This is a genomic window from Georgenia sp. Z1344, assembly GCF_049856295.1.
GTDB lineage: Bacteria > Actinomycetota > Actinomycetes > Actinomycetales > Actinomycetaceae > JB111.
The window spans coordinates 221191-245309 of sequence record NZ_JBNDMZ010000006.1 but is presented as its reverse complement, the minus strand read 5'-3'; the positions used below and the strand labels follow the sequence as shown (position 1 = coordinate 245309).

Sequence of the window (24119 nt, the reverse complement as noted above, 5' to 3'; positions counted from 1 at the left end):
GTCCCCCGCCGGCGCGCCCCTGGACCGCGCCGCGCATCGGCCTGGTCCGGGGCCGGGTCCCGCGGCTAGGCCGGGTCCGGGGCCGGGTCCCGCGGCTAGGCCGGGTCCGGGGTCAGGCCCGCGTCCTCCACCCGGGACGGCGTGACGATGACGGGACACTTGGCGTGCCCGAGGACCGCCTGCGAGGTGGACCCGAGGACGAGTCCGGCGAAGCCGCCGCGCCCGCGGCTGCCGACGGCGAGCAGGTCCACCTGCTCCGAAACCTCGGCGAGGACCGCCGCCGGGTTCCCGTCGACGGCCCTGCGGTGGACGGTGATGTCCCGGCCGGCCAGGAGCGGCTCGACGACCTCGTCGATCGAGGCACGCACGTCCGCGAGGATCTCCTCGTGGTCGACGGTCGAGGGGACCCAGGCCATCGCCGACGCCCCGGCCGTCAGTGGGACGGCGGCGACGGCGTGGACCTCGGCCCCGAAGGACTCGGCGAGGTTGAGCGCCACCGTCACCGCGAGGCGGGCGGAGGGTGAGCCGTCGACGCCGACGGCGATCCGCCGGATCGGCACGAACGGCTCCTCGCGCGGCGCGGGCACGACCACGGCAGGGCTGTGGGCGTGGGCGGGCACCGCGGACGGCACGGCGCCGAGCAGTCGGTCGGTGAACCCGCCGCCCCCGCGCGTCCCGCACACGACCGCCCGCGCGTCCTTCGACAGCTCGATGAGCACGCCCGACGGGTCCCCGGGGTCGACCGAGGTGCGCACGGGAACGCCGTGGTGGGCCACGCGGGCCGCGGCGTCGTCGACGACCGCCTGGGCGGCCTCCCGCACGCTGGCCTCGTCGACGACGACGGTGCCCGCGCGGCCGGCGGCCATGTAGCTGGGGAGCCGGTACGCGCAGACGATGTGCAGCCCGAGCCCGCGGACCGCGGCGACATGGGCGGCCCAGTCCAGGGCGCCGAGGCTGATCTCCGAGCCGTCCACACCGACGACGATGTCCTGCGTCATGGCACTCACCCTTCCTCGCGACGTGTGCAGGACCATTGTGCCGCCTGAGGAGCGATCGGCGACCGGACCAAGGTCACGAACGGGGGCGCATCTCCCGTGCGCTGCGCGGTCGGGCCTCGCCGTCGGGGTTCGTCGTCGGGCATCGAGCTCGACGACGACGGCACGACGACGACGCCCCGCCCCGCTCGAGGCGGGACGGGGCGAGGTCGGTGGTGCGGTGGTGTCAGCCGACGCGGATGTAGGTCGGCGCGCCGAGCCAGGAGTTCGGGCCCACGCGGGTGCCCATGCTCTCGTTCCAGGCCCCGATGTTCTGTCCGTCGCCGATGTAGATGGCGACGTGGCCGGGCGTGTAGATGATGTCGCCCGGACGCGCCTCGGAGGCGGGCACGCGGGTGCCGGCGGAGAGCACGGCGGCCGGCGTGCTGCCGACCTCGTGGCCGAGCTGGCGGTAGACGTAGCTGACGAAACCGATGCAGTCCCAGCCGGACGGGCTCGTGCCGCCCCAGACGTAGGGCGCACCCTGGTACTGGAGGGCGATCGAGACCGCGGCGCTGCCCGAGGCGCTGGCCGCGGGGGCCGGGGCCGGCTCGGCGGCGGCCTGCGTGGCCGCCTCGGTCTGGGTCTCGGCCTGCGGCGCCGCCTCCTCGACGGCGGGCTCCGGCGCCTCCGCGCGCTCGTCGGTCCGGGAGGCCGCGGCCTCCTCGCGCTCGACGGGCTCCGGCTCCGGCTCGGGGGCCGGCTCCGGCTCGGGGGCCGGCTCCGGCTCCGGCTCGGGGGCCGGGGCAGCGTCGGCGGTGCCGAAGACGCTGGCGGTCTCGACGTCGTACGTGGCGTCGGCGGCGACCGTCAGGGCGGCGTTCGTCGGGACCACGCGGTCGGAGACCTGCGAGATGCGCTCGGTGGACTTGGAGCCGGCCTCGACCGCGGGGTCGGCGGCGGCGGAGGTCGCGGCGACCGCGACGATCATCGAGGCGGAGACGGCCGCGAGGGCGGTGCGGCGCGCGGGGAGACCCTGGAACGTGGTGGTCATGGATCAGCCCGCCACTCGGATGTAGGTGGGGTTCGCGCGGTAGATCGGCGACTCGTGGGTCGGCGTGCCCGGGTTGCGGGCCGCGATGTGGTTGCCGTCGCCGGTGTAGATACCGATGTGGCCGGGCCACCAGACGAGGTCGCCGGGGCGGGCCTCGGCGGCCGAGACGACCTGGCCGGCGCCGCGCTGGGCCGCCGAGGAGCGCGGGATCGAGATCCCGGCCTGGGCGAACACGTAGGAGGTGAAGCCGGAGCAGTCCCAGCCGCTGGGCGAGGTGCCGCCCCACACGTAGGGGACGCCGACGTACTGGCGGGCGATGGCGACGATCGAGCTGCCGGCGGCCGACGGGGCGGCGGCCGGGGCCTCGGGCTCCGGGGCGGCCTCGACGGCGGGGGCCTCGGCCGGCGCCTGCTCGGCGACGGGGGCATCCGCGGCGGGCGCCTCGGCGACCTCGGCCTGCTCCTCGGCGACCTGCTCGCGCTCGGCGTCGCGGGTGGCGGCCTCGTCCTCGCGGACGACCGGCTCGGGCGCGGGCTCCGGCTCGGGGGCCGGGGCGGCGTCGGCGGTGCCGAAGACGGACGCGGTCTCGACGTCGTAGGCCGCGTCGGCGGCCACGGTCAGCGCGGCGTTCGTGGGAACCACCGCGTCGGTGACCGAGGCGAACGTGCCCTGGGTCTTGTCGACGGCCGACTCGGGGGCGGGGGACGCTGATGCCGACGAGGCGGCGACCGCGACGACGATCGACGCCGAGACGGCGGCGAGCGTTGTGCGGCGGGTAGTGCTCTGCACGATGGGGGACCTCTCCTGTGACCTCTACGGGGTGAGCTGTCGGGTTCGGACTGGGAGAGCGTCCGGCGCAGCCCGGAAGGCCGCGCTTCACCCCAAGACCGGTCGCCCGGCCGTACTACCTGGTTCCCCCGCCCCTGCCGCGGTGGTTCGCACCTACCCGGGGCGGCGACAGGGCTCGAAGTCCGTCCGGGTGCGCCCCCAGCGGGAGGCACGGGTAGGACAGTAACCATTCCGAGACCAAAAGTCACACCTCGGTAACGACACTGTGTGGAACGTCACGGAATGGACACGCGGCCCCGGTCAGGTGCCGGAATTCCGCGGAATCGTGCGGGAGATCGCGCCGTCACGCTCTGTCCACACCCCGGCCACCTGAGGGTTTGACCCGCCCTTGGGGCGGACCCGAAGGTCACGGAACCACATCGGCCGTGACCTGCGCGGGCCGAGGACACGCCCGGCGCCGGGGCGGGAGACACGCCCGGGGGCGGGGCGGGAGCGGCTCGTCGGGGCCGTTCGTCGCGCGGAGGCGTCAGGCGACGACGGCGAGGTGACGACCGTCGGCCGGCGTCATCTCGAGCACGAGCTCCTGCCCGGCGTCGAGCTCGAGCACGTCGTCCCGGCGCGTGACCGTGATCGACGCCCCGGGGAGCAGGCCGCCGCTGCGCATGTCGGCCAGCAGTCCGGTGTGCACCTGGAGCGGCTCGCCGATGCGTACAAGGGTGAGCTCGCGGCTCTCGCCGTCCTGCAGGTCGGCGACCGCCTCGGACAGCGAGGTCATGCCCGGGTCCGCCGCCGGGGCGTCCGTGCCCGGGATCGGGTTGCCGTAGGGGTCGTTGGTCGGGTCGCCCAGCAGGTCGACGAGGCGCTCCTCGACCCGTCCGGACATCACGTGCTCCCAGCGGCAGGCCTCCTCGTGGACGAACGCCCAGTCGAGACCGACGACGTCGACGAGGAGCCGTTCGGCGAGGCGGTGGCGGCGCATGACCTGCACGGCGGCGTCGCGGCCCTCCGTGGTGAGCTCGACCTCGCGGGAGGGGCTGAGGTGGAGCAGGCCGTCGCGCTCCATGCGGCTGACGGTCTGCGAGACCGTGGGGCCCGAGTGACCGAGCCGCTCGGCGATGCGCGCCCGCAGCGGCGGGACGCCCTCCTCCTCCATCTCGACGACAGCCTTGAGATACATCTCGGTGGTGTCGATGAGATCGCTCATGGTGTCTCCGGTGCACGAGGACGTGGCGGGGCAGCTGCCCCGCGTGCCCGCTCCGGGCACACCCTCGACCTTACCCGCCCGGCCCGACATCCGACCCGGTCGGCAGACGCCCGGCCACGAGCGACGGTCGCCTGGTCACGGGCGGCGGACGCCCGGAGCCTCGGCCCTGCTGCGGTGGGATGATCGACCGGTGGCCGACGTGACGATCCCTTCCCACCTCCTGCCCGCCGACGGGCGCTTCGGCTCCGGCCCCACCCGGGTCCGGGCCGGCCAGCTCGCGGCGCTGACCGCCGCCGGGACCGGCGTGCTCGGCACCTCGCACCGGCAGGCGCCGGTCGAGCGCCTCGTCTCGCGGGTGCGCTCGGGGGTCGCGGAGCTGCTCGGGCTCCCGGACGGCTACGAGGTCGTCCTCGGCAACGGCGGGTCGACGGCGTTCTGGGACGCGGCCGCCTTCTGCCTCGTGCGCGAGCGCGCCCAGCACGCGGTGCACGGCGAGTTCTCGAGCAAGTTCGCGACCGTCACGGACCGCGCGCCGTTCCTCGCCCCCAGCGTGCGGGTCGAGGCAGCACCAGGGTCCATCGCGCGCCTGTCCGCCGTCGAGGGCGTGGACGCCCACGCGTACCCGCACAACGAGACGTCGACCGGCGCCCTCGCCCCGGTCGAGCGGATCGGTGGGGCGGACGCGCTCACGCTGGTCGACGCCACGTCGGCCGCCGGCGCGGTCCCGGTCGACCTCGCCGCGACCGACGCCTACTACTTCGCGCCGCAGAAGGCGTTCGGGGGCGACGGCGGCCTGTGGGTCGCCACCCTCTCCCCCGCCGCGGTGGCGCGGGTCGAGGAGCTGACGGCGAGCCGCTGGGTGCCGGCGTTCCTCGACCTCGGCGCGGCGCTCGCGAGCTCGCGCAAGGACCAGACGGTCAACACCCCCGCGCTCGCCACTCTCGTCCTGCTGGCCGAGCAGCTCGACTGGATGCTCGAGCGCGGCGGGCTGGAGTGGTCCGCCGGGCGGTCGGCCGAGAACGCCGCGCACGTGTACGCGTGGGCGGAGCAGCGATCGTGGGCCGCGCCGTTCGTCGAGGAGGCCTACCGCTCCCCCGTCGTCGCGACCGTCGACCTCGAGGGGGTCGACGCCGCCGCGGTCGCCGCGGTGCTGCGGGAGCACGGGGTGGTCGACGTCGAGCCCTACCGCAAGCTCGGGCGCAACCAGTTGCGGTTCGGCCTGTTCCCCGCCGTGCCGCTCGCGGACGTCGAGGCCCTCACGGCGTGCATCGACCACGTCGTCGAGGCGCTGGGCTGAGCCGCGCCTCGGGCACGACCTCGGCGGAGGCTCCTGCCCCCCGGCATCCTCAGGTCTGACGCCCCTCCTCGGCGGCGCGGGCGGCACGCTCGCGCGGCCCCTCGTAGGTGAGGTGCCGTCGCGGCTCGCGGTCGAGCCCCACCCGCACGTCCCACGCGCGCCGGACCCACAGGGCGGCGACCGCGGCCACGAGGATCGAGGGCACGGCCCCGACGAGGATCGAGGTGCGGGCGCCGAACTGCTCGGCGATCCAGCCGACCAGGGGCGCGCCGAACGGGCCGGTGCCGAGCAGCACCATCATGTACAGGCTCATCACGCGGCCCCGGTAGGCGGGATCGGTCGACGTCTGCACGGTGGCGTTCGCGGACGTGAGCATGGTGAGCACCGTGAAGCCGACGGGCACGAGCGAGGCCGCGAACCACCAGAAGCTCGGGGCCAGCGCGGACAGCAGCGAGGCCACCCCGAACGCGAACGCGGCGAGGATGACGGTCCGCACCCGCGGGTTGCGTCGTCGGGTGGCCATGAGCGCCCCGAGGAGCGACCCGACGGCCATGACCGACCCGAGCACCCCGTACTCCTCCGGGCCGCGCTCGAAGACCTGCCGTGCCATGACGCCCTGGGTGACCGCCTGGTTCATACCGAGGCTGGAGACGACGCCGACGGTCACCATGACGACGACGAGGTCGGAGCGGTGGCGCACGTAGGCGAGTCCCTCGCGGAACTGGCCGCGGGCGCGGGGCACGACGTCGCGCGGGTTGAGCTCGCCGACCCGCATGAGCGTGAGGGCGAGGATCGTCGCGCCGAAGAACACGCCGTTGGCGACGAACACCCAGCCCGTCCCGACCCAGGCGATCGCGAGGCCCGCGAGGCCCGGTCCGACCATGCGGGCGAGGTTGAACGAGGTCGAGTTGAGGCCCACGGCGTTCGGCAGGTCCGCGGGCTGAACCATGTCGGAGACGAAGGTCTGGCGCACGGGCCCGTCGAACGCCGAGGCGCAGCCCAGGGCGAACGCGAAGCCGTAGACCATCCACAGCTCGACGGCGCCGGAGAGCACGAGGATCCCGAGGCCGAGCGCGAGGGCGCCCATCGCCCCCTGGGTGAGCATGAGCATCTTCCGCCGGTCGACCCGGTCGGCGGTCACGCCGGCGATCGGGCTGAGCAGCAGCGCGGGCAGGAACTGCAGCCCGGTGACGATGCCCATGGCGATGCCGGAGTCGTCCGTCAGCTCGGTGAGGACGAGCCAGCCCTGGGCGACGCGCTGCGCCCACGTGCCCGTGTTGGCGATCATCGACCCGAAGAACCACAGCCGGTAGTTGAAGTACCGCAGCGAGTGGAACGTCGAGCCGAGGAACCCGCGCCTCGGGCCCGTGGACGCCTGCGTCATCAATCGATCAGATCCCCAGCAGGTCCTGGATCGGGCCGAGGGCGAAGTAGATCGCGAACGCGACGACGACGCCCCACATGAGCGGGTGCACCTTGCGCACCTGGCCGGTCGTGGCCATGAGGATCGCGTAGGCGACGACGCCGACGCCGATGCCCACCGCGATCGAGTAGGAGAACGGCATGAAGATGATCGTGAGGAAGGCCGGGATCGCGAGCGACAGGTTCTTCCAGGGGATGTCGACGACCTGCTGCATCATGAGGAACCCGACGACGACGAGCGCGGGGGTGGCCGCCTCGTAGGGCACCGCCTCGGCGAGCGGCGCGAGGAACGTCGCGAGCAGGAAGCAGGCGCCCGTGACGATCGTCGACAGGCCCGTGCGGGCGCCGTCGGCCACGCCGGCCGCGGACTCGACGAAGGACGTGTTCGAGGAGACACCGCCCGCGCCACCGGCGGCGGCCGCGATCGAGTCGACGACGAGGATGCGACGCGTGGCCGGCGGGTTGCCGTCGGCGTCGAGCAGGTCGCCCTCGGAGGCGACGGCGACCATCGTGCCCATCGTGTCGAAGAAGTCGGCGAGCATGATCGAGAAGATGAGGACGAGGACGGCGACGAAGCCGATCTTCTCGAACGCCCCGAACAGGGAGAACTGGCCGAGCGTGGCGAAGTCGGGGACCTGGACGATGCTGCCCTCGATCGCCGGGACGGTGAGGCCCCAGCCGCCGGGGTTCGACCCGTCGGGGGTCTGCGCGCCCGGGCTCGCGACCGCCTCGACGATCACCGCGATCACGGTGGCGACGACGATGCCGATGAGGATCGCGCCGCGCACGTTCCGGGCCATGAGGACGAGGATGAGGAGGAGTCCGATGATGAAGACGACGAGCGGCCAGGAGGCGATCGAGCCGCCGATGCCGAACTCGAGCGGCGTGCCCGCCCCGGGCCGGACGATGCCCGCGTTGACCACGCCGATGAGGGCGATGAACAGGCCGATGCCGACCGAGATACCGGTCTTGAGGGAGGGCGGGACGGCGCGGAAGATCGCCTCCCGCAACCCGGTGAGCACGAGGACGAGGATGACGATGCCCTCGAGGACGATGAGGCCCATCGCGTCGCCCCAGGTCATGCCCTCCATGCTGACGACGGTGTAGGCGAGGAGGGCGTTGATCCCGAGCCCGGCGGCGATCGCGAGCGGGAAGTTGGCGACCGATCCCATGAGGATCGACATGACGCCGGCGACGAGCGCGGTGCCGGCGGCGATGGCGGCGAAGTTCGCGCCGTCGGTGCCACCACCGAGGTAGTGGCCGGTCGAGTCCGGCGTCGAGAGGATGATCGGGTTGAGCACGATGATGTAGCTCATCGCGAAGAACGTGACGAGGCCACCACGGACCTCGCGCCACGGGGTCGAGCCGCGCTGCCGGATCTTGAACAGCCGCTCGAGCATGTTGTCCGCCGGTACTGGGGTTGCGCGGCCGGAGGTGGGCTCCGGGGCGGTCGCGTCTGCGTCGGGGGTCACAGTCGGTCATTATGGACGCCTCCGGCCGTTCTCCCTAGTCCCTGACCACGGCGGGGGCCGGCGCGCCGCCGTCGGTCGTCCCCGGCCGCCGCCCCCTCGCACCGCCCGCCCACCGCCCGCGCACCCCGGTCCCGACGGAGGAAGTCGCCATGAAGCTGCTCGTCACCAACCGCTCCGACCTCGACCTCGAGATGCCCGACGGCGTCACCGTCGTCCCCCTCCGCGAGGGCCACGAGATCCCGCCGGAGGACCGCGACGCCGAGGGCGTCGTCGCGTGGGGCACGCCGACGCTGCTCACCTCGGTGGCCCGCGACCTGCCGGACCTGCGCTGGGTGCAGTCCCTCGCGGCCGGGACCGACCTGTTCGAGGCGGCGGGCCTGCCGGCCGACGTCGTCCTCACCTCGGGACGCGGGCTGCACGACGCGACCGTCGCCGAGCACGCGGTCACTCTCGCGCTCACCGTGCTGAGGCGGATGCCGCAGCTGCTCGCGGCCCAGCGGGAGTCGCGATGGGCCGACGAGCTGCGCCGCCCGCGCTCGATCCAGCCGCCCGAGCGGGTCGCCTCGCTCATCGACGCGCGCGTGCTGATCTGGGGCTTCGGGTCCATCGGGCAGCGGCTCGCCGGGATCCTCTCCGCGCTGGGCGCGAGCGTGCGCGGGGTGGCGCGGTCGGCCGGCGAGCGGGGCGGGTACGACGTCGTCGCCCAGGACGGGCTCGACGCGGCGCTGGCGGAGACCGACATCCTCGTCATGGTCCTGCCCTCGACCCCGGAGACCGAGCTCGCCCTCGACGCACGGCGGATCGCCCTGCTCCCCGACCGCGCGATCGTCGTCAACGTCGGCCGCGGGGCCACCCTCGACGAGGACGCGCTCGTCGACGCCCTCGAGGCCGGCACCCTCTCCGGTGCCGGGCTCGACGTGAGCGAGCAGGAGCCGCTGCCGCCGGAGTCACGGCTGTGGCAGGCGCCGAACCTCGTCTACACGCCGCACGTGGCGGGCTACCGGGCGCACGGCGGGAAGCAGCTGATCGAGCACAACCTGGGCGCCCTGCTGGCCGGGGACGTCTCGGCCATGCGCAACGTCGTCGACCGCGGCTGAGCAGCCCCCCGTTCGTCGAGATTGCGGTTGGTGCTCGCCGAGATTGCGGTTGGGGCCCCAACCGCAATCTCGATGAGCTCGCCCGCTCACTCGTCGAGGCGGGTGGGGGTCGAGCCGTCGGGGTTGAGGCCCGCAGCCCGCCGCGTCGACCGGCTAGCGTGCACGGAGTAGCGCGGCAGCCACCGCCGCTGCACCGCGATGGACACCGCCGCCACCCCCGACGTCACCCACACGGCCACGGCCAGAGAACCCAGCGCCGGCCCCGCGGCGAGCACGAGCGGGCTCGCCGCCGCGCCGAGGTCGCCCTGCAGCCGCCACGCGGCGAGGAACTGGGCCTGGCCCTCGCGAGGGGCCGCGTCTGAGCCGATCGTCATGAGGATCCCCGAGGTCAGCCCGTTGCCGATGCCGAGCGCGAGGCCGGCCGCACCCAGCTCGGCGGCCGAGTCCGTCAGCGGGATGCTCGCGAGCGCGAGGCCCATGATCGCCATCCCGGGCACGCCCACCCACAGCCTCCCGAACCGGTCCATCACCTGCCCCGAGGGGTAGAAGAGCAGCATGTCCATCCCCGCGGCGACGCCGAAGATCACCGAGGTCGTGGCACCGTCGAGCCCGATGTGCTCCGCCCAGATCGGCAGCACCGTCTGCCGCGCGCCCCGCACCGCCGCGACCGTCACGGCCACGGCGCCCAGGCGCGCGAGCACGGCACGGTGCCGGCGGACCACCGAGCGCATCGTCGGCCGACCTGCCGTCCGCGCCATCACCGCGGGACGGTCGGCCTCGGACCCGCCGGCGAGCAGGACGACCGCCACCGCGAGCAGCGACGTCACCACGCCGACGGCGAACGCCCACCTCGTCGAGGCCGCAAGGAGCACGGCCGCACCGACGAACGGCCCGACGAACAGCCCGGCGCGGAAGACCCCGGCGATCGTCGACAGGACGCGCGCACGGCGTTGCGGCGCCGTCGTGCTCGTGAGGTACGCGTGACGCGCGATCGCGAACACGGACTGCGCACCACCGAGCAGGAGCGCCGCCACGCCGAGCGCCACGACCGATCCGGCGACCACCCCGAGGACGAAGCCGACGACGGCGACAAGACCCGCCGCGACCATCGCCCACCGGTCCCCCACCCGCGAGGTGAGGCCGCCCGCCGGCAGGTCCGCGAGGATCTGACCGACCGGGACGAGCGCGGCCAGGAGGCTCGCGACGCCGAGCGAGGCGCCGAGGTCCGTGGCCCGCGTGACGATGACCGGAAGGGCGGCGCCGATGCCGACCTCGAGGAGGAAGGTCGGCACCATCGCGCCGAGGACGACCGACCGGAACGGGAACATCGGCCCGTCCGCGGCCGGTGGCGCGGAGGAGGGGCTCACCGCGGGATGTCGTCGACCATGACGGCGATGTCCTCCGCCGTGTACAGCGCGTTGATCTGTGCGTCGTTGGCGCCGCCGTACCCGTTCGACTCGAACAGGCCGGTCTGCCAGGGCCGCTCGATCTCGCGGAAGTCCCGCGGCCGGTTGTGGACCTGGCGGACGCGGGTCCCGGTGCGCAGGGAGTGCCAGTGCAGCCAGATGTCGTCCGCCTTGGGGCAGCGCTCGGTGAAGGTCGTGCCCGACTCCCTCAGTGCCTCGAGCATGGCGGGCGGGTGGAGGACGCCCGAGACGCCGGTGGCGAAGTGCCGGTGCGAGGCCTGGGTCGAGCGCACCGGGTGCCACGTGAGGTACGGGGTGAGGATCTTCCCCTGCAGCCGGACGCGGTGGGCGCGCATCGCCACGACGTCGCCGGGGTGCTGGGTGTGCACGCCCCAGATCTGCTCGAGCCACCGGTAGGGGTAGATGACGTCGTCGTCCGCGGTGACGAGCGGGAGGTCGTGGTGCTCCCGGCTCGCGACGTACGGGTAGTACTTCTTGTGCGGCCCGTAGTTCTCGCACGGGAGGACCTCGACGCCGCGGGCCATGAGGCGGCGCAGGGTCTGCGGCGGGTCCTCGAGGACCTCGGGCTCGTCGACCCAGAGGATGAGGCGGGAGGGCCGCACCGAGCCGCGGGCGATCGACTCGAGCGCGAGGTAGGCCGTGCGGCGCAGGCGCTTGCCGTAGCTCGTCATCGACACGACGGCGGGGATCGTGCCGACCGCCGGCTCGTCCCGGTCGAGCACGTTGCGCACGCCGAGGCGGATCTCGTGCCCGGTCGCCGTCCAGCGGTGCCGGATGAAGCCGCCGGCCCAGCCGGCGACGTTCTTCAGCGCCAGCTTCTGGCGCTCCTGCTCCTGGGCCTCCCAGTCCGGAGCATCCCCCTGCTGCGGATCGGTCACGTCGGGTCCGACACCTCGGGCCCGTCCTGCGGGGCCGGATCGTCCCCGGTGGCCGGCTCCTCGGCCCCCGCCGGCTTCTCGACCGACGACTTGCCGGACGCCTCGTCCGTCTCCTCGACCTCCGCCGGCTCCTCGGGCACGGGGTTGAGCGGCGGGAGGACGATGAGGTCGGCCTCGTCGCGCACGGGCGGGGTCGCGTCCCACAGCGGGGCGGGCTCGGGCGCGCGGGTCTCGGAGTGGGCGCCGCACCCGTGGTCGAGGGCGACCACCCGGCCGTCGTCGGGCGACCACTCGTTCGCGCACACGCCGAACATCGTCCGCGCGGTGCCGGCGAGCTGCATGAAGAACCCGCACGACGAGCAGGGGCCCGCCGCGTTCTTCGCCACCGGCGCGTCGGGGCCGGCAGCCCCCTCGTACCACCGCTGCATGGCCTCGGCGCGGCCACGGGGCGAGAGCACCCGGGCGCGCGCGAGGCCGAGGTCCTCGGCGACCTGCCGCTCGGCGTCGTCCTCCTCGCCCGTGAACTCGTACCCCTGGACGAGCCGGTCGTCCTCGGCCACGTAGGGCAGGACGTCGTTCGTGCCGAGGTCGCCGGGGCGCAGGCGGTCGGCCCACGGCACCCACGCCGGGGCCAGCAGGGCGCCGTCTCCGGGGACGAGCTCGACCTCGCTCACGCTCGGGGTCCGGCCGCGCGGTACGCGGGCGACGGTCACCGCCCAGCGCCACCCCTGGTAGCCGGGGACCTGCGAGGCGAAGTAGTGCGTGCCGACCCGGTCGGCGTGGAGCTCGAAGCCCGTGTGGTCGCCGACGTGACCGCCGATGGCGACATCCTCGGCGGCAGAGCGGGCCACCTCGACGGCCCCGGACAGGACCTGATCCTTCGAGGGGGCACGGGCGGTGCGGGCTGCAGACACCCGGACAGTCTAGGCGTGACGCCGCGGGCAGGCGGCCCCGGGGTCGGCCGTGGGGGCGCCGCCGCGCATGCGGTCGGTCACCCGCGCGGGGGGCTCAGCCGTCGAGACGGATGGCCCAGAGGTCGAGACGGGCGTTCAGGCGTCGAACTGGTCGGCCACCGCGCGGAGCATCGCCGCGAGCTTGGCCCCGTTGTCCGGGTAGCGCCCGCGGTTGAGCGAGCTCGAGGCGCGGTCGAGAGTCTTGATGAGGTCCTCGACGATGGTCGCCATGTCCTCGGCCGGCCGGCGGTGCGCCTTGGCGACCGACGGCGGGGCCTCGAGCACGGTGACCGACAGGGCCTGCGGGCCGCGGCGGCCGTCCGCCACCCCGTAGTCGACGCGTGCCCCGGCGCGCGGGCTGGCACCGGCGGGCATGGCGGAGGCGTGCAGGAAGACCTCGGAACCGTCGTCCCCGGCGATGAAGCCGAACCCCTTGTCGGGGTCGTAGAACTTGACCTTGCCGGTGGGCACCGCGGAACCTCATTCGTCGATCGGGGCCGACGGCTGTCGGCGTGCGTGGGCGGGCCCGCCTCGGCCCGACCGGCACATGATACCCGCGGCCGCCGACACCCCGCCGTGCCTGGTCCGGCACCACACCGCCCGTCGTCGCGTGCCTCGGCCTACGTGGTCGCGCGTCGTCGTCCGTCCCGACGGACCGGGACCGGGCACGACGACGAGGGCCGGACCCGCCGGGGGCGGACCCCCGAGCGGCACCGACCGGGCAGGACGTGTCCGCCCGCGGCGGAAGGCGACGGACCCTCGTTGCGACGGCGGCCACATCACGCCAAGATCGTTGGGTGAGACCTGCCTCTCGTCGCCCCCGCCGCCTCGCCGCCCCGCTCGGTATCGCCGCGCTCGCGCTCGGCCCCGTCCTGCTGGCCGGACCGGCACTGGCGGCGGACCCGTCGAACCTGCCGGACGGCGTGCTCGACGAGGCCGACGTGCTGAGCGATGCCGAGGAGGCCGACCTCGAGGCGCTGTTCGACCAGATCGAGGCGGAGCACGACGTCCAGCCGTTCATCGTCTACGTCTCCGACTTCGGCGGGACGTCCGCGCCGCAGTGGGCCGAGGAGACCGCGCAGCTGTCCAACATGTCCGACGACGAGGTCCTCCTCGCGATCGCGGTCGACGAGTCCGCGTACGGGGTAGCCGTCGGCGAGAACGCACCGGTGTCCGACGGCGAGGTCCAGTCCGTCATCGACGGCGACGTGGCCGACCATTTCAACGCCGGGGAGTGGTCCGAGCTCGGCACCGCGTGGGGCGAGGGGCTCGGCGACGCGACGGGCGGCATCGGGATCGGTGGGTTCCTCATCGGCGGCGTCGCGGTCGTCGCCGTCGGGGCCGTCGGTTTCGCCGCGTGGCGCCGGAAGACCGGGAAGAGCGGCGCCAAGGACCCTCTCGAAGGGCTGCCCGAGAACCACCCGGCGCGACTCCCCCTGCCGGAGCTGCGGAAGGAGGCCGGGTCCGCGCTCGTCGGCGCCGACGACGCCGTGCGCTCCTCCGCCGCCGAGCTCGAGTTCGCCAAGGCCCAGTTCGGCCTGCGTCGCACGGACGAGTTCACCGAGGCGCTCGCCGCGGCGCAGAAGGCCGTCGACGAGGCCTTCCAGGCGCGGCGCACCCTCGACGACGAGCACCCGGAGTCCGAGGACGAGGAGCGCCGGCTGCTCCTGCGGATCCTCGACCGCAGCGAGGTGGTGCGCACGACGCTCAGCTCCCAGCAGGAGGAGTTCGAGCGGCTGCGCAACATCGAGTCCCGGGTCGAGGAGGTCCTCGAGGAGACCCGGACGCGTGCCGAGGAGGTGCGCGGCGAGGTCGAGAACTCCCGCATCCACCTGCGGGCGCTGACCGGCCGCTACCCGGCGTCCGCGCTCGCCTCCGTCAAGGACGACCCCGAGCAGGCCGAGCAGCTCCTCGACTCGGCGCTGCGCAGCGTGGACGAGGGGCTGGCCGCCGCCACCCGCAACCGGCGCGCCGCCGTCACCCACGCCCGCGTGGCCGAGGAGGCCGTCCACCAGGCCGCCGAGCTCGCGGACCGCGTGGCCGGCGCCGGCCAGCAGCTCGAGCACGCCTCGGCGAACCTCGCCAAGGCGATCGCGTCGATCTCCTCCGACGTCGAGGACGCCGACCGCCTCGCCCGCGACAACCCGGGCGTCCGCTCGGCCCGCGAGGAGGCGGTCGCCGCGATCGCCCAGGGCGAGGAGGCGCGTCAGGGCGGCGACCCGCTCGCCGCGCTCGACCGGCTCACCAGCGCCGAGACCGCGATCGACGAGGTCCTCGCCCCCATGCGCGAGCGCGCCGAGGTGGTGCGCCGCAACCGCTCGATCGCCGAGGGCCGGATCGAGGCGGCGGAGCGGCTGCACCGCTCGGTCGACCAGCTCATCAACACGCGGCGCGGCGCGGTGGGCCAGCACGCCCGCACGCAGGTCCGCGGCGCGGAGGACGAGATCCTGCGCGCCCGGTCCCTGCTCGACTCCTCCCCCGACGAGTCGATCCGCGCGGCCGGACGCGCCACGACGATGCTCCGCGAGGCGCAGCAGGACGTCGAGCGGGACCTCGCGTCCCTCCAGCTCGGCTCCGGCTACGGGGCCGGCAACCCGTACGGCCGCGGCTACCACCCGCGCCGGGGCGGGGTCGACGTCGGCTCCCTCGTCATCGGCGGCATCATCGGCGGGCTCCTCGGCGGGGGTGACGACCACCACGGCGGCTGGGGCGGCGGAGGCGGCTTCGGCGGAGGGTTCGGCGGCGGCGGCGGAGGCGGCTTCGGCGGCAGCAGCTTCGGCGGGCGCTTCTGACCGGCGTCGTCGACCGACCCCCGGCCGGGCCGTGACCGTCCCGGCCCCACGACCGGCCGGCACCAGCCGGCCCCGACAGACGGCGTCGCGAACGCGGCGCGGTAGGTACGACCGACAATCGCGACACCACCGACAGGGAGATCACATGGCTGAGAAGCAGAGCATCCTCGGGCGCATCGCCCAGCTGACGCGCGCGAACATCAACGCGCTGCTGGACCGCGCCGAGGACCCGCAGAAGATGCTGGACCAGATGGTGCGCGACTACACGAGCTCCATCAAGGAGGCCGAGGACGCCGTGGCCGTGACCATCGGCAACCTGCGCCTCGCCGAGCGCGACTACCAGGAGGACGTCCGCGACGCCCGCGACTGGGGCCAGAAGGCGCTCGCCGCCTCGAACAAGGCCGAGGAGCTGCGCACCTCCGGGGACGCCGCCGGCGCGTCGAAGTTCGACAACCTCGCCAAGATCGCGCTCAACAAGCAGATCACCGCCGAGGGCGAGGCCCAGTCCGCCAAGCCGATGATCGACTCGCAGAACGAGGTCGTCGAGAAGCTCAAGGCCGGGCTCGTGCAGATGCGCGGCAAGCTCGAGGAGCTCAAGGGCAAGCGCGACCAGCTCGTGGCCCGTCAGAAGTCGGCCGCCGCGCAGAAGCAGGTCCAGGGCGCGATCTCGTCGATCAACGTGCTCGACCCGACCAGCGAGATCTCCCGCTTCGAGGACCAGGTCCGCCGCGAGGAGGCCTACGTGGCCGGGCAGGCCGAGATCAACGCCGGCTCGATCGAGGACCAGTTCGCCGAGCTGGCCGACCACAGCAAGGACATGGAGATCGACGCCCGCCTCGCCGCGCTCAAGGCCGGTCGCTCGCCGCAGGCGATCACCGCCGACGCCGGGTCCGACTCCGGCGAGTACGTCCCCGGCGACGCCGCGACGAACGAGCCGCAGGCCGAGGACCGCACGGCCTACTGAGGCTCTGCCCGCCCGGACCCCGGCACGCAGGGGATCCGGCCGGCGACCACCCACGAGGCGCCCGTGACCGTCGAGGTCACGGGCGCCTCGTGGTCTCGGCACCTCGTCACGGTCCTCCAGCGCTACGCCGCCCCGACGCCCCGTCGTCTCACCTTCCGCAGTACCGGTTGTCCACCGTCCCCAAAGTTGTGACAATCGGGACGAAGGTGGCGCGCGGGACGCACAGCCGTCCGTCGGGCCGGCCCGCAGCGGAGCGGATCCGGCGGCCACAGGCATGCCGAGGCACAAGGAGTCCCCCGCACGATGACGTCCCGCACACGCAGCACGACCACGCTTCTCGCGCTCGCCGCCACCGCGGCGCTCACCCTGGCCGCCTGCTCCGGCGGTGACGACGACGGCGCGGAGGGCGACCCGATCCGGGTCGGTGCGGTCAGCTCCATCACCGGCCCCGCCCCGTTCCCCGAGGTGCCCGCCGCTGCCGAGGCCGTCTTCGAGCGCGTCAACGCCGAGGGCGGCATCGACGGCCGGATGATCGAGCTCGTCTCCGAGGACGACGGCGGAGACCCCGCGCAGGCGAGCCAGGCCGCGCGGCGCCTCGTCGACGAGAGCGGCGTCGTCGCCTTCGCCGGCTCCGCGAGCCTCGTCGAGTGCAGCGCGAACGCCGCGTTCTACGCGCAGCGGGACGTGGTGGCGATCTCCGGGACCGGGGTCGAGCCGTCGTGCTTCGAGTCGGCCAACATCGCGCCGGTCAACAACGGCACGATCCGCGGGTACGAGGCCCTGCTCCACTTCGCGTCGGAGGACCTCGGCCACGACCGCGTGTGCCCGGTCATCCAGGAGAGCGCCGGCCTCACGGAGCCCTACCTCGAGCTCATCGAGCGGTGGGAGGCGGACACCGGCTCCGAGGCCCCGCACGTCGACACCTCGGTGGTCCTCGGCGACGACCCGACGCCGGCCATCCTCGCCGTGCGCGACGCGGGCTGCGAGGCGGTCGTCTTCAACTCCAACGAGCCGGTCGCGGTGGCCTTCATGAACGCCGTCGACCAGCAGGGCCTGCTCGACCAGATCGACTGGCTCACCCTCACCTCGGCCTACAGCGTGAGCGTCCAGGAGTCCCTCGCGGAGCAGGGCACGCTCGGCCTCTACGCGAACTCCGAGTTCCTGCCCTACACCGGGGACGCCCCGGGCCTCGAGGGCTGGCGCACCACGCTCACCGACGCCGACGTCCCGCTCACCTCGCTGTCGATGGGCGGCTACGTGGCCGCCGAGGTCCTCGTCGAGGTGCTCGAGGGCATCGACGGCGAGATCACCAACGAGTCGGTGACCGAGGCGTTCCGCGCGCTCGACGAGATCGAGCACCCGCTCATGGGCATGCCCTTCACCTTCGGCGACGCGACCGAGCACAACCCCAACCGCTCGAGCATGATGGTCCAGGCCACCGAGGAGGGCTGGGAGACCGTCAGCGACTGGGTGCGCCTCCCGTGACACCCGCGGCGCGGGGGGCCTCCTCGACCCGGGAGCCCTCGGCGACGGCGGCCAGGACCCGCTGATGCTCGACGGCGTCGTCTCCGGGCTCGTGTCCGGCTCCGCCTACGCGATCCTCGCGGTCTGCGTGGTGGTGCTGTACCGCCTGGTCGGCGTGCTCAACTTCGGGCAGGCCGCGCTCGGCGCCGTCGGCGCGTACCTCTGCTACGCACTGATCGGCTCGGGCGTGCCGCTCCCCCTCGCCGCGCTCGGCGGCCTCGCGGTCTCCGGCGTCGTGGCCGGGTTCGCCGGCTGGGTGATGGCCCGCTGGTTCGGCGAGCCGTCCGTCACCGTGCGGGCGGTCGTCACCGTGGTCCTCCTCGTCGTGCTCCTCACCGCCGGCTTCCGGATGTTCGGCGACTCGCCCCGGGTGATGCCGAGCCTCGTCCCGGACGTCATGTTCGACGTCGCCGGGGTGCGGGTCTCGCTCACCACCGTGGTCGCCCTCGTGCTCACCGTCGCGATCGCGGGCGCCCTCACCCTCCTGCTGCGCCACTCGCAGACCGGCCTGCGCCTCGAGGCCATGTCCGAGCGCCCGGTGACCGTCCAGCTGCTCGGGATCGACTCGCGCCGCCTCGCGGTGATCGTCTGGGCCACGACCGGCGTGCTCTCCACCCTCGCGCTCCTGCTCGTCGCCCCCACCCGCAACCCCACGTTCGAGTCGATGTCCTTCCTCGTGGTCCCGGCCCTGGCCGCCGCGCTGCTCGGCGCGTTCAGCCGCGTGTGGATCGCCGTGCTCGGGGGCCTCGCCGTCGGGGCGGTCGAGGGGGCCGGCTCCCGGATCGACGCGATCGCCGAGTACCGGGGCGCGATCCCGTTCCTCATCATCGCGGTGGCCCTCATGTGGCTGCGCAGGCGGGAGGTCTGGGATGCGCCTCGCTGACGTCCGCACGGTCGCCACCGCGCTCCTCGTCGTCGTGCTCGTGGTCCTCGGGCTCGTCCTGCCCGTCTACTGGGTCTACCTGCTGAGCACGGTGGCGATCACGGCGCTGGTCGCGCGCAGCATCGGCGTGCTGACGAACCGGACCGGCCTCATCACGCTGTGCCAGATGTCGTTCGCCGCGATCGGCGGCTGGGTGACCTCGTGGCTCGCGCTCGCCGTGCCCGACCTCCCGTTCCCGCTCCTCGTGCTCGCCGGGGGGCTCGTCGCGGCGCCGGTCGGCCTCGTCATCGGGCTGGCCACCGCCCGGATCCGCGGCGTCGAGCTGGCCGTCGTCACCCTCGGGTTCGCCACCGCGCTCGACCTCGTGCTGCGCCAGGGCAGCTTCCCCGGCGTCGGCTCGGGCACGCCGGTCCTGCCCGCCGACCCGTTCGGCGACCCGCGCTGGTTCTTCGCCCTGTGCTGGGTCCTCCTCGCGCTCGCGCAGCTCGGTCTCTCCGCGCTCGGCCGGTCGCGCCACGGGCTCGGCTGGTCGGCGGTCCGCGAGAGCGAACGCGCGGCGGCGGCCCTCGGCGTCCGGGTCGGCGGCGCGAAGGCGAGCGCGTTCATGTGGGCGGCCCTCATCGCCGGGCTCGCGGGCGGGCTGCTCGCCGGGCAGTACGGGCTGCTCACGCCGGCCGTGTTCTCGCCGATGACCTCGATGGTCCACCTCGTCACCGCGGTCCTGTGCGGTGCGGCGGTCCTCGGCGGCGCCGTCCTCGCGGGCGTGTTCTCGGTGTTCGTCCCCGAGCTCCTGCGCCGCGTCGGCCTCCCCCTCGACGCCGCCGACGCGCTCATGGCCCTCGGCGCCTTCGAGGTCCTGCGCCAGGGCAACGGCGGGATCATGGAGCAGGTGAGCGACCGCCTCGAGACGCGTGCCGTGCGCGGCAGGCGGCTGACCTGCGACCTCCCGGGGCCGACGACGCCGCGCCCCTCGACGTCGCCGACCACCGTGGCGGACGTGGCCGCGGCAGATGGACCCCTGACGGACGGTCCCCGCACGACGACGCCGCACCCCGCCACCTCGCCCATCCGGTCGGCGGACGCGACCGACCGGGGGCCCGCCCTCGAGGTGGCCGGCCTGACGGTGCGGCTCGGGGGCGCGACGATCCTCGACGACGTCTCCCTGCGCCTCGACCCGGCGGGCGTGCACGCGCTCATCGGCTCGAACGGCGCGGGCAAGTCGACCCTCGTCGACGCCGTCACCGGCTTCCTCCCCGCCTACGACGGCGAGGTGCGCCTCGGCGCGGCGCCCGTCGACGCCCTGTCCGCCCGGGCCCGCGCCCGGCTCGGTCTGCGCCGCACGTTCCAGCACGGGCACGCGATCGACGGCCTCACCGTCGGGCAGTACCTGCGGCTGGCCGGCGGGCGCGCGGGCGCGGACCGGGCCGCGCGGGTCACGGAGTTCCTCGGGCTGCCGGACGCCGACGTGCCGATCCGGCTGATGGACGCCGGGTCGCGCCGCATCCTCGAGATCGGCGGGGCGCTCGCCTCGGGCCCCCGCGTGCTCCTGCTCGACGAGCCCGCGGCCGGGCTCGGGGAGGCCGAGAGCCGCGCGCTGGCCGACCGGGTCCACCGCATCCCCGCCGAGCTCGGCTGCGCGACCCTCCTCATCGAGCACGACATGGAGTTCGTGCGGGCGGCGGCCACCCGCGCCACCGCGCTCGACGACGGGCACGTGATCGCGAGCGGACCCGTGGCGGACGTGCTCGACGACCCCCGCGTGGTGGCCGCCTACCTCGGGACGGAGGCGACGGCATGAGCGACGGGCTCGAGGTGGAGGCGCTGACCGTCCAGCGCGGCGACCTGACGATCTGCCGGGACGTCGACCTCGTCGTTCCCCGCGGCGAGATCACGGTGCTGCTCGGCGCGAACGGCGCCGGCAAGACCACGCTGCTCGACGGGATCGCCGGCATGCTCCCCGCCGCGTCCGGGACGGTCGCGCTCGGCGGGCGGCGGATCGACCGACTGGCCGTCCACCGCCGGGCGCGCGCCGGCCTCGGCTACGCCGAGCAGGGCCGCAGCGTGTTCTCCAGGCTCACGGTGGCGCAGAACCTCGTCGTCGTCGACCGGTCCGGGTCCGCCCTCGAGCGGGCCTTCGACCTCTTCCCGCGGCTCGCCGAACGGCGCGACGTGCGCGCCGGACTGCTCTCGGGCGGGGAGCAGCAGATGCTCGTCGTCGCCCGCGCGCTCGCGACCCGGCCGACCGTCCTCATGGTCGACGAGCTCTCCCTCGGCCTGGCGCCGCAGATGGTGCGCACCCTCGTCGACGCGCTGGTCGAGCTGGCGGCGTCCGGCGTCGGGATCCTGCTCGTCGAGCAGTTCGTCGAGATCGCGCTCGCCGTGGGGAGCATCGCCCACGTCATGCACCGCGGCCGGATCGTGCGGACCGACACCTGCGCGGCGCTGCTGGCGGAGCGCACCTCGGCGCTGTCGCCGTACTACCTCGGCGGAGCGGGCGGCAGCAGCGGCGGATCAGCCGGTGGCACGGCCACCCCTGCCGACGACGAGAACTGAGGCGCTCGCCTCATCGCCCGGCGCCCCGGCGGCTCCTCGCGGCCGCCTGGCACACCACGGTCCCGCACCGGACGCCCCGGGTTCGTCGTCGGGCAGAGCCCTGTCCACGATGCGGACGGTCCGTGCGGGTGGTTCCCGTCCGCCGTCGGGTGTGCTTGTATGTGAATCGTCAACTACCTGGTCCGCATCGCGGACCCGACCCGGGAGCATCGGTGGGCAACCTCTGGCACCTCACGGCGCGGCTCGACGTCGACCTCGGTCGGCGCTCGACGTGCTCGTGTCGGCCCGTGCCCGCGCGGCCGGTCCGTTGACCCGCCGCTCCCCCTCCCGCGCGGTACGTCGGCGCTGACCGCCAGGCCTGGGCCCACCCCGGCCGGCCCGAGGTCCCGGGTCCACCGGCACCTCTCCCATCGCGTCGCCCGCACGGGCGTGCGCAGGCGCGCCGTCGCGCCCCCTCCCCACGAAAGGCACCCCTGTGTCCACCCGCTCCACCACCGCGCCCGCGCGCCGCCTCCGGCTGCCGTCCTTCAGCGCGCAGATCGTCATCGGCCTCGTCGCCGGCATCCTCCTCGGCTGGCTCGCCCTCGAGCTCGGGACCGGTCCCGAGGACGAGCCCAACGCCCTGACGACCACGCTCGACACGATCGGCTCGACCTTCGTCGGACTCCTGCGCGCGATCGTCCCGCCGCTCGTGTTCCTCGCCATCGTCACCTCGATCGCCAACCTGCGGGGCATCGCCAACGGCGCCCGACTCGCCGCTCAGACGCTCATCTGGTTCGCGATCACCGCCCTCGTCTCGGTGCTCATCGGCATCGGCCTGGGCCTCGCGCTCCAGCCGGGCAGCAACGCCGGCGTCGACGCCCAGGATGCCTCCGCCCCCGGGCGTCAGGGCGGCTGGCTCGACTTCCTCACCGGCATCGTCCCGGCGAACTTCCTCGGGCTCGAGGTCAACGCCGGGCTCGAGACGGCGGCGGACGGGGCCGTGACCGGCGTCGGCGCGTCGCCGGGCTTCAACGTCCTGCAGATCATCGTCGTCTCCCTCGTCATCGGGATCGCCGCGCTCAAGGTGGGGCAGAAGGCCGAGCCGTTCCTCTCGGTGTCCGCCTCGCTGCTCGCGATCGTGCAGAAGGTCCTGTGGTGGGTCATCCGCCTCGCCCCGATCGGGACGGTCGGACTCATCGGCAACGCCATCGCGACCTACGGCTGGACCTCGATCGGGAGCCTGGGCACGTTCACGCTCGCGATCTACGTCGGCCTGCTGCTCGTGCTGCTCGTCGTCTACCCCGTCATCCTGCGCGCGCACGGCCTGTCCGTCCTGCGCTACTTCCGCGGCGCCTGGCCGGCGATCCAGCTGGCGTTCGTCTCGCGCTCGTCGATCGGCACCCTGCCCCTCACGCAGCGCGTGACCGAGCGGAATCTCGGCGTGCCGCGCGGCTACTCGTCGTTCGCCGTGCCGCTCGGCGCGACCACCAAGATGGACGGCTGCGCCGCGATCTACCCGGCGATCTCCGCGATCTTCGTGGCCCAGTTCTTCGGGCTCTCGCTCGGCCTGACGGACTACCTGCTCATCGCCTTCGTCTCCGTGGTCGGCTCGGCCGCGACCGCCGGCATGACGGGCGCGACCGTCATGCTCACCCTCACGCTGTCCACGCTCGGCCTGCCGCTCGAGGGCGTGGGCCTGCTCCTCGCCGTCGACCCGATCCTCGACATGGGGCGCACCGCGGTCAACGTGGCCGGTCAGGCGCTCGTGCCGGTCGTCGTGGCGCACCGCGAGGGCATCCTCGATCGCGAGCAGTACGACTCCGCCGACGCCGAGGACCTCTTCCGCGACGAGGACGAGGTGGCTGTGGGGGCCGGCGCCGACCGGGGAGCCGACGCCGGGTCCGCCACGGACGGCGACGGTCGGTCCACGGACCGCGAGCAGCCCGCACCGGTGCGCTGACCGGGCGCTCCTGACCGGCCGCCCGCCACGCGGCTGCCGAGATCAGGGGAGGCTCGCCGAGATCAGGGGTGCTCAGCGGCTCCGGGTCACGAGATCGGGGGAAGTGGGCCGAGACCCGGGGAAAAATCCCCGTCTCTCGCCCGCCTCCCCTGATCTCGCCACACGATGGCCGGTGGCCGACCGCCCGCCCGCACCGTCCCCCCACTGGTCCGCCCCACGCGGCACCCACCCCGGGCACGCGCACGCCCCCACCACGCCTAACCTGTCCTCATGAGCGACGCCCCCACCACGTACCTCGTCATCGACGGCGAGAACATCGACGCCACGCTGGGGGTGAGCATCCTCGGCCACCGCCCGAACCCCGAGGAGCGGCCGCGCTGGGACCGGGTCCTCACGCACGCGGGCGACGCATGGGGCGGCGAGGCGCGCGGCCTGTTCTTCCTCAACGCCACCTCGGGCAACCTGCCGACGTCGTTCATCCAGGCGCTGCTCGCGATGGACTACCGGCCGATCCCGCTGGCCGGGTCGACCACGGAGAAGGTCGTCGACATCGGCGTGCAGCGCATGCTCGAGGCGATCCTCGAGCAGGGCCACGGCAACGTCCTCCTCGTCTCCCACGACGGCGACTTCCTCCCCCAGATGGAGGACCTCCTCGACGCCGGCCACCGGGTCGGCATCCTCGCCTTCCGCGAGTTCCTCAACCACGAGCTCACCGCCCTGACCTCGCGCGGCCTGGAGATCTTCGACCTCGAGGACGACGTGCGCGCCTTCACCACCGCACTCCCCCGCGTCCGGGTCATCCCGCTCGCCTCGTTCGACGCCAGCCAGTTCCTGTAACCCGCCCGACGGCGACGTCCGGCGCGCTCCCAGGAATCGTCCAGGATCGGGGTGGAT

General features: G+C 74.1%; 20 protein-coding genes and 1 riboswitch. Of the genes, 10 read left to right on the top strand and 10 right to left on the bottom strand.

Annotation, left to right across the window (positions count from 1 at the left end):
- Positions 1 to 95: 95 nt before the first annotated feature.
- From ACPYO6_RS08675 to ACPYO6_RS08660, 4 genes are all read right to left on the bottom strand, one after another.
- Entirely contained in the window at positions 96 to 998 is a 903-nt protein-coding gene (locus ACPYO6_RS08675) for a universal stress protein (protein WP_425714456.1), read from the bottom strand.
- Positions 999 to 1221: 223 nt separating this feature from the next.
- Positions 1222 to 2028, bottom strand: a complete 807-nt coding sequence (locus ACPYO6_RS08670; protein WP_425714455.1) for a C40 family peptidase — start codon at positions 2026 to 2028, stop codon at positions 1222 to 1224.
- Positions 2029 to 2031: 3 nt separating this feature from the next.
- The gene (locus ACPYO6_RS08665) at positions 2032 to 2817 is read right to left on the bottom strand and encodes a C40 family peptidase (RefSeq protein WP_425714454.1); all 786 of its coding nucleotides are present in this window, start codon (positions 2815 to 2817) and stop codon (positions 2032 to 2034) included.
- Positions 2818 to 2824: 7 nt separating this feature from the next.
- Positions 2825 to 2973, bottom strand: a riboswitch (cyclic di-AMP (ydaO/yuaA leader).
- Between the two features lie 370 nt (positions 2974 to 3343).
- On the bottom strand, positions 3344 to 4021 hold the full coding sequence (locus ACPYO6_RS08660) for an iron dependent repressor, metal binding and dimerization domain protein (protein ID WP_425714453.1): 678 nt from the start codon (positions 4019 to 4021) through the stop codon (positions 3344 to 3346).
- Between the two features lie 199 nt (positions 4022 to 4220).
- On the opposite strand from ACPYO6_RS08660, the gene serC reads away from it, so the two are divergent.
- Entirely contained in the window at positions 4221 to 5318 is a 1098-nt protein-coding gene (gene serC, locus ACPYO6_RS08655) for a phosphoserine transaminase (protein WP_425714452.1), read from the top strand.
- A 49-nt stretch (positions 5319 to 5367) separates the two neighbouring features.
- On the opposite strand, the gene ACPYO6_RS08650 is transcribed toward serC, so the two are convergent.
- Both ACPYO6_RS08650 and ACPYO6_RS08645 read right to left on the bottom strand, forming a co-directional pair.
- Positions 5368 to 6702, bottom strand: a complete 1335-nt coding sequence (locus ACPYO6_RS08650; protein ID WP_425714451.1) for an MFS transporter — start codon at positions 6700 to 6702, stop codon at positions 5368 to 5370.
- Positions 6703 to 6709: 7 nt separating this feature from the next.
- Entirely contained in the window at positions 6710 to 8140 is a 1431-nt protein-coding gene (locus ACPYO6_RS08645) for an NCS2 family permease (RefSeq protein WP_425714473.1), read from the bottom strand.
- Between the two features lie 221 nt (positions 8141 to 8361).
- Here ACPYO6_RS08645 and ACPYO6_RS08640 point away from each other — a divergent pair, with 221 nt between their 5' ends.
- On the top strand, positions 8362 to 9309 hold the full coding sequence (locus tag ACPYO6_RS08640) for an NAD(P)-dependent oxidoreductase (RefSeq protein WP_425714450.1): 948 nt from the start codon (positions 8362 to 8364) through the stop codon (positions 9307 to 9309).
- Positions 9310 to 9395: 86 nt separating this feature from the next.
- Here the strand turns inward: ACPYO6_RS08640 and ACPYO6_RS08635 are convergent, their stop codons facing one another.
- The 4 genes from ACPYO6_RS08635 to ACPYO6_RS08620 all read right to left on the bottom strand — a co-directional run bounded on the left by ACPYO6_RS08635 (position 9396) and on the right by ACPYO6_RS08620 (position 13038).
- A complete protein-coding gene (locus tag ACPYO6_RS08635; protein WP_425714449.1) occupies positions 9396 to 10676 on the bottom strand; it encodes an MFS transporter in 1281 nt (426 codons plus the stop codon).
- Positions 10673 to 11614, bottom strand: a complete 942-nt coding sequence (locus tag ACPYO6_RS08630; protein ID WP_425714448.1) for a hypothetical protein — start codon at positions 11612 to 11614, stop codon at positions 10673 to 10675. The genes ACPYO6_RS08635 and ACPYO6_RS08630 overlap by 4 nt, the downstream gene beginning before the upstream one ends.
- A complete protein-coding gene (locus ACPYO6_RS08625; protein WP_425714447.1) occupies positions 11611 to 12528 on the bottom strand; it encodes a DUF3027 domain-containing protein in 918 nt (305 codons plus the stop codon). Before ACPYO6_RS08625 ends, ACPYO6_RS08630 begins: the two co-directional genes overlap by 4 nt.
- Before the next feature lie 135 nt (positions 12529 to 12663).
- The gene (locus ACPYO6_RS08620; RefSeq protein WP_425714446.1) at positions 12664 to 13038 is read right to left on the bottom strand and encodes a cold-shock protein; all 375 of its coding nucleotides are present in this window, start codon (positions 13036 to 13038) and stop codon (positions 12664 to 12666) included.
- A gap of 326 nt (positions 13039 to 13364) precedes the next feature.
- Between ACPYO6_RS08620 and ACPYO6_RS08615 the strand changes: the two genes are divergently transcribed.
- From ACPYO6_RS08615 to ACPYO6_RS08580, 8 genes are all read left to right on the top strand, one after another.
- Positions 13365 to 15359, top strand: a complete 1995-nt coding sequence (locus ACPYO6_RS08615; protein ID WP_425714445.1) for a TPM domain-containing protein — start codon at positions 13365 to 13367, stop codon at positions 15357 to 15359.
- A 145-nt stretch (positions 15360 to 15504) separates the two neighbouring features.
- Entirely contained in the window at positions 15505 to 16323 is an 819-nt protein-coding gene (locus tag ACPYO6_RS08610) for a PspA/IM30 family protein (RefSeq protein ID WP_425714444.1), read from the top strand.
- 303 nt (positions 16324 to 16626) lie between these two features.
- The gene (locus tag ACPYO6_RS08605) at positions 16627 to 17808 is read left to right on the top strand and encodes an ABC transporter substrate-binding protein (protein WP_425714443.1); all 1182 of its coding nucleotides are present in this window, start codon (positions 16627 to 16629) and stop codon (positions 17806 to 17808) included.
- Between the two features lie 64 nt (positions 17809 to 17872).
- Positions 17873 to 18730 carry a branched-chain amino acid ABC transporter permease gene (locus ACPYO6_RS08600; RefSeq protein WP_425714442.1) on the top strand — a complete coding sequence of 286 codons (858 nt, stop codon included), beginning with the start codon at positions 17873 to 17875 and terminating at the stop codon, positions 18728 to 18730.
- Positions 18717 to 20528, top strand: coding sequence for an ABC transporter permease subunit (locus tag ACPYO6_RS08595; RefSeq protein ID WP_425714441.1), 1812 nt, complete (start codon positions 18717 to 18719; stop codon positions 20526 to 20528). Before ACPYO6_RS08600 ends, ACPYO6_RS08595 begins: the two co-directional genes overlap by 14 nt.
- Positions 20525 to 21283: an ABC transporter ATP-binding protein gene (locus ACPYO6_RS08590; protein WP_425714440.1), complete on the top strand. Its 759-nt coding sequence runs from the start codon at positions 20525 to 20527 to the stop codon at positions 21281 to 21283. Before ACPYO6_RS08595 ends, ACPYO6_RS08590 begins: the two co-directional genes overlap by 4 nt.
- A gap of 475 nt (positions 21284 to 21758) precedes the next feature.
- Positions 21759 to 23225: a dicarboxylate/amino acid:cation symporter gene (locus ACPYO6_RS08585; protein WP_425714439.1), complete on the top strand. Its 1467-nt coding sequence runs from the start codon at positions 21759 to 21761 to the stop codon at positions 23223 to 23225.
- A gap of 270 nt (positions 23226 to 23495) precedes the next feature.
- Positions 23496 to 24062 carry an NYN domain-containing protein gene (locus tag ACPYO6_RS08580; RefSeq protein ID WP_425714438.1) on the top strand — a complete coding sequence of 189 codons (567 nt, stop codon included), beginning with the start codon at positions 23496 to 23498 and terminating at the stop codon, positions 24060 to 24062.
- The last annotated feature ends 57 nt before the right edge of the window (positions 24063 to 24119 follow it).

What these genes read in the sequence shown, in the direction of transcription:
- ACPYO6_RS08675 (WP_425714456.1), bottom strand. Translation starts at nt 998, where the DNA reads ATGACGCAGGACATCGTCGTCGGTGTGGACGGCTCGGAGATCAGCCTC.
- ACPYO6_RS08670 (WP_425714455.1), bottom strand. Translation starts at nt 2,028, where the DNA reads ATGACCACCACGTTCCAGGGTCTCCCCGCGCGCCGCACCGCCCTCGCG.
- ACPYO6_RS08660 (WP_425714453.1), bottom strand. Translation starts at nt 4,021, where the DNA reads ATGAGCGATCTCATCGACACCACCGAGATGTATCTCAAGGCTGTCGTC.
- ACPYO6_RS08650 (WP_425714451.1), bottom strand. Translation starts at nt 6,702, where the DNA reads ATGACGCAGGCGTCCACGGGCCCGAGGCGCGGGTTCCTCGGCTCGACG.
- ACPYO6_RS08645 (WP_425714473.1), bottom strand. Translation starts at nt 8,140, where the DNA reads ATGCTCGAGCGGCTGTTCAAGATCCGGCAGCGCGGCTCGACCCCGTGG.
- ACPYO6_RS08640 (WP_425714450.1), top strand. Translation starts at nt 8,362, where the DNA reads ATGAAGCTGCTCGTCACCAACCGCTCCGACCTCGACCTCGAGATGCCC.
- ACPYO6_RS08610 (WP_425714444.1), top strand. Translation starts at nt 15,505, where the DNA reads ATGGCTGAGAAGCAGAGCATCCTCGGGCGCATCGCCCAGCTGACGCGC.
- ACPYO6_RS08605 (WP_425714443.1), top strand. Translation starts at nt 16,627, where the DNA reads ATGACGTCCCGCACACGCAGCACGACCACGCTTCTCGCGCTCGCCGCC.
- ACPYO6_RS08600 (WP_425714442.1), top strand. Translation starts at nt 17,873, where the DNA reads ATGCTCGACGGCGTCGTCTCCGGGCTCGTGTCCGGCTCCGCCTACGCG.
- ACPYO6_RS08595 (WP_425714441.1), top strand. Translation starts at nt 18,717, where the DNA reads ATGCGCCTCGCTGACGTCCGCACGGTCGCCACCGCGCTCCTCGTCGTC.
- ACPYO6_RS08590 (WP_425714440.1), top strand. Translation starts at nt 20,525, where the DNA reads ATGAGCGACGGGCTCGAGGTGGAGGCGCTGACCGTCCAGCGCGGCGAC.
- ACPYO6_RS08580 (WP_425714438.1), top strand. Translation starts at nt 23,496, where the DNA reads ATGAGCGACGCCCCCACCACGTACCTCGTCATCGACGGCGAGAACATC.